Origin of the sequence: Ancylomarina sp., assembly GCF_041555295.1 — a bacterium.
Taxonomy (GTDB): domain Bacteria; phylum Bacteroidota; class Bacteroidia; order Bacteroidales; family Marinifilaceae; genus Ancylomarina.
Genome location: NZ_JBFFKR010000397.1, coordinates 1 through 2485, shown reverse-complemented (window position 1 = coordinate 2485; position 2485 = coordinate 1). Strand labels below are relative to the sequence as shown.

The following is a 2485-nucleotide window of genomic DNA, read 5'->3' as shown; positions in this document are numbered from 1 at the left end:
AGAAAAACGTTTTTTAGGACTTGCATCGGCAACTGTTGCCACAATGCGAACAACCGGAATGATGTTCAGCATGGCGGTTGCAGCCCTTTCGGTACATGTATTTTTGGGCGATGCTGCAATTAATGCCGGCAATCTCGATTCATTCATGCTAAGCATGAGAGTGATTGTTATTGCCTTTACATTTTTGTGTGTGATCGGAATTTTCACTTCGCTGGTGGGCAGGCGGGAAGTTACTGACAAATAAGATTTATCGGTTGTGACTTGGGAAATTGTGACCTTCGATTAGATGGAATGCCGCAATTAAGAAGACTTAATGATTCTAATATCAATTCCCACTACGAAGATTGTATTCGTATACAGCCAATTCTATATCACGATTCTTATAGGTTTTATTTCTGATTTTGACATTTAAAATTTACTATTCTACAGAGATAAACATATGCTTATAGCTTAAAACGATTTTATTAAACTTCTGTAAGAAATCCGTTCCAAATATGCCATCCTCACGCCAGGTATGCAATGCTGATTCGGTACTTACCTGAACCTGATCAAAGTTAAACTCACGCCCTTCAAGTTCAAACTTAGTCAGTGGTAATCGATATGATTTTTGAATTGAGATGCCACCAAAACCACCAATTCGAAGAGAATCCATTACTCCCAGCTTCTCTATACTTGCCTTATTTCTCTCGTAATAATGATGAGTCAAATAAGTTTGCACGTTACCTGAGTCAAAATGCATCAAACACGACTTACCATTCAAATTCAACTTAAGGTAGGGCTGTCTATTTTTCATCACCAAATTATTTCCACTCTCAGGTAAAACCGATAATTGCGCTGGGAATATGATTTTCTTATTCTTAGGATAAAAATTCACCTCGTCTAAGGCATTGAAAATGTCAGCTCCCAATACAGCAAAATCGTTTAATGTTGTATCTGTTACGATTTTTGGTACAACGTAGAAAATTGGGTTGTAACAGATGATCTCTCCAAGACATAAACTATCAGTCGTTCCTACCCATGCTGTGCCTTTTCCTACACCCACCATCGATATTGAATCAGCAATTTTGACAATCCCCAGGTTTTTTGCTGTGGATTCAGACAATAAGCTATACTTAGGACAACCCGTATCGAAGATCATCAGTAAGTCTTTACCATTTATCTCAGCATTTACCATTAAACTTTCACCCCTACCCGCTTTTTCAAGATGAAAGTCAATTTCACAATCCTTATTGGGACGTACAACTTTAAATGCTTTGGCTTTAGCTAAAGACGTATTAAACTCTAATTTATTCTGAAGGATACTTTTGATCTGCCCCAATGGTACATCTTTGGTCTGCTCCAGAAAGGATTGCAAAAGCTTCACCGCAGCTTTGAAATTATATTTATTCTCGAATACATCTGCATTGAGGTATATGAAATTGGCAATAGTACCTATTCCCAATTGCGCCTGATAATCTTCATTGCTCAATAAGTCCTCAAGAGCTTTAATTCCTTTATCAGGCTGATTAAATGATACCGCAAGCATAGCTTCTGACATACAATCAAGCATAGGAATAATACTATCTTTCAAGAGATCATGTTGCTTTTGCAATTCAAACATATCATCGCCTCCTATCAATTGACCTATTAATTCATTGGGAGATTGAGCTTGTGTTGGTTTTCCTATAAATAGTAAGCTTAAAAGAAGGATACTAATTACGAAGTAGTTTTGCTTCATTAAAATAACTTTTGAGATTCGAATATTTACTTGCTTTCACATTCTTTAATTATCGTAAAGCAGTTTTAAACGCTTCATTGCTCCAATTGATAAAGGAATAGCAAATACACAAGCAGCCACTACAGCGCCTATATAGCTTATAATATTCTCACTTGAAAACAGAGAAGTCATGAAATTCGTATAGGATTCCATATCCATGGCTCTTTTTGCTAACATGCCTACAAAAGCACCCATCGAAAAAGCAAACATCGCTTTAAATATAACTGAGCTAATCTTCGCATTTTTCATTTTAACCCAATTGTTGGATTCTCTTTTCACCCTTGTTTTATCATTTAAGGAGATGATAATAAAAACCACACCTCCTGAAATGCCTCCGACTAAGCATGCAATAAGGAATCCTATTGTTTCTTTATCAAAGAGCAATCTCAAATCAATACTCTGATTTAATAAAGATTGCGTTACAAATTGATAGACAAATACAGCAAGTATAATGCCTAGGAAGAAATATTGACCTAAAAGTAAATACTTTGCTTGTTTGATTTTATTCCACATACTCTTTCATTTTTAAATTAACATGAGATCAAATTTATGAAAAGAATCTAATAAACAATATAACTAACATTTGTATATTCATATAGGAATGTAAAATAGAATAATTCTACTTAGTGTTTAAAAAAAAGGGATAATCGATTCATATCAATTTTCCCTTTTTATATCGTCCTTAAACGAAACCACCTCAATTAGCAGAAAGCTGACTGAGGTGGTTTT

3 protein-coding genes are annotated in these 2485 nt (G+C 35.1%); 1 reads left to right on the top strand and 2 read right to left on the bottom strand.

The features are described from left to right. A partial coding sequence (locus ABY905_RS16415; protein ID WP_372645827.1) for a hypothetical protein occupies nucleotides 1-244 on the top strand: 244 nt, incomplete at its 5' end. Between the two features lie 174 nt (nucleotides 245-418). Here the strand turns inward: ABY905_RS16415 and ABY905_RS16410 are convergent. Together ABY905_RS16410 and ABY905_RS16405 are read right to left on the bottom strand one after the other, a co-directional pair. Continuing rightward, on the bottom strand, nucleotides 419-1717 hold the full coding sequence (locus ABY905_RS16410; RefSeq protein WP_372645825.1) for a retropepsin-like aspartic protease: 1299 nt from the start codon (nucleotides 1715-1717) through the stop codon (nucleotides 419-421). Nucleotides 1718-1762: 45 nt separating this feature from the next. Further along, nucleotides 1763-2269, bottom strand: coding sequence for a hypothetical protein (locus tag ABY905_RS16405; protein WP_372645823.1), 507 nt, complete (start codon nucleotides 2267-2269; stop codon nucleotides 1763-1765). Between the last annotated feature and the right edge of the window lie 216 nt (nucleotides 2270-2485).

Excerpts from the sequence above, each read along its gene's own strand:
- ABY905_RS16410 (WP_372645825.1), bottom strand. The coding sequence starts at position 1,717 with ATGAAGCAAAACTACTTCGTAATTAGTATCCTTCTTTTAAGCTTACTA.
- ABY905_RS16405 (WP_372645823.1), bottom strand. The coding sequence starts at position 2,269 with ATGTGGAATAAAATCAAACAAGCAAAGTATTTACTTTTAGGTCAATAT.